The organism is Enterobacter cloacae complex sp. S2, assembly GCF_015159675.1.
GTDB classification, from domain to species: Bacteria; Pseudomonadota; Gammaproteobacteria; order Enterobacterales; family Enterobacteriaceae; genus Enterobacter; species Enterobacter intestinihominis.
Genome location: NZ_JADDTS010000090.1, coordinates 1 through 1,607 on the forward strand (window position 1 = coordinate 1; position 1,607 = coordinate 1,607).

5 protein-coding genes are annotated in these 1,607 nt (G+C 51.2%); all 5 read left to right on the top strand.

The window, feature by feature from the left end:
• Positions 1-77, top strand: a 77-nt coding sequence (gene rpsH, locus IPZ49_RS22850; RefSeq protein ID WP_071589815.1) for a 30S ribosomal protein S8, incomplete at its 5' end; no start/stop codon positions are given.
• Between the two features lie 12 nt (positions 78-89).
• Entirely contained in the window at positions 90-623 is a 534-nt protein-coding gene (gene rplF / locus IPZ49_RS22855; protein ID WP_003863296.1) for a 50S ribosomal protein L6, read from the top strand.
• Between the two features lie 9 nt (positions 624-632).
• Positions 633-986 carry a 50S ribosomal protein L18 gene (gene rplR / locus IPZ49_RS22860; RefSeq protein ID WP_003863297.1) on the top strand — a complete coding sequence of 118 codons (354 nt, stop codon included), beginning with the start codon at positions 633-635 and terminating at the stop codon, positions 984-986.
• Positions 987-1,000: 14 nt separating this feature from the next.
• The gene (rpsE, locus tag IPZ49_RS22865) at positions 1,001-1,501 is read left to right on the top strand and encodes a 30S ribosomal protein S5 (protein ID WP_003863299.1); all 501 of its coding nucleotides are present in this window, start codon (positions 1,001-1,003) and stop codon (positions 1,499-1,501) included.
• A 6-nt stretch (positions 1,502-1,507) separates the two neighbouring features.
• Positions 1,508-1,607 (top strand): uL30 family ribosomal protein (locus IPZ49_RS22870; RefSeq protein WP_193762889.1); only part of this gene is annotated, 100 nt, incomplete at its 3' end.

Consider the following 1,607-nt stretch of genomic DNA (forward strand, 5'->3'; position numbering starts at 1 on the left):
CCTCTAAAGGTGTTATGACTGATCGTGCAGCGCGCCAGGCTGGTCTTGGTGGCGAAATTATCTGCTACGTAGCCTAATCGGAGGAAAGAATGTCTCGTGTTGCTAAAGCACCGGTCGTTATTCCTGCCGGCGTTGATGTCAAAATCGACGGTCAGGTTATTACGATCAAAGGTAAAAACGGCGAGCTGACTCGTACCCTCAACAAAGCTGTTGAAGTTAAACATGCAGATAACGCTCTGACCTTCGGTCCACGCGATGGTTTCGTGGATGGATGGGCTCAGGCTGGTACCGCGCGTGCCCTGCTGAACTCAATGGTTGTTGGTGTTACCGAAGGCTTCACTAAAAAGCTTCAGCTGGTTGGTGTAGGTTATCGTGCAGCTATCAAAGGGAATGCAGTAGGCCTGTCTCTGGGCTTCTCACACCCTGTTGAGCATCCGCTGCCGGCCGGAATCACTGCAGAATGCCCGACTCAGACTGAAATCGTGCTGAAAGGCGCTGATAAACAGCTGATCGGTCAGGTTGCAGCAGATCTGCGCGCCTACCGTCGTCCTGAGCCTTATAAAGGCAAGGGTGTTCGTTACGCCGACGAAGTCGTGCGTACCAAAGAGGCTAAGAAGAAGTAAGGTAACACTATGGATAAGAAATCTGCTCGTATCCGTCGTGCGACCCGCGCACGCCGCAAGCTCAAAGAGCTGGGTGCAACTCGCCTGGTGGTACATCGTACCCCGCGTCATATTTACGCACAGGTAATTGCACCGAACGGTTCTGAAGTTCTGGTAGCTGCTTCTACTGTAGAAAAAGCTATCTCAGAACAATTGAAGTATACCGGTAACAAAGACGCCGCTGCAGCTGTAGGTAAAGCTGTTGCAGAACGCGCTCTGGAAAAAGGCATCAGCAATGTTTCCTTTGACCGTTCCGGGTTCCAATATCATGGTCGTGTCCAGGCACTGGCAGATGCTGCCCGTGAAGCTGGCCTTCAGTTCTAAGGTAGAGGTGTAAGATGGCTCACATCGAAAAACAGGCTGGCGAACTGCAGGAAAAGCTGATCGCGGTAAACCGCGTATCTAAAACCGTTAAAGGTGGTCGTATTTTCTCCTTCACAGCTCTGACTGTAGTGGGTGATGGTAACGGTCGCGTTGGTTTTGGTTACGGTAAAGCGCGTGAAGTTCCAGCAGCGATCCAGAAAGCGATGGAAAAAGCCCGTCGCAATATGATTAACGTCGCGCTGAACAACGGTACCCTGCAACACCCAGTTAAAGGTGTTCACACGGGTTCTCGTGTATTCATGCAGCCAGCTTCCGAAGGTACCGGTATCATCGCCGGTGGTGCAATGCGCGCCGTTCTGGAAGTTGCTGGAGTTCATAACGTTCTGGCTAAAGCATATGGTTCCACCAACCCGATCAACGTGGTTCGTGCAACTATTGATGGCCTGGAAAATATGAATTCTCCAGAAATGGTCGCTGCCAAGCGTGGTAAATCCGTTGAAGAAATTCTGGGGTAATTGACCATGGCAAAGACTATTAAAATCACTCAAACCCGCAGTGCAATCGGTCGTCTGCCGAAACACAAGGCAACGCTGCTTGGCCTGGGTCTGCGTCGTATTGGTC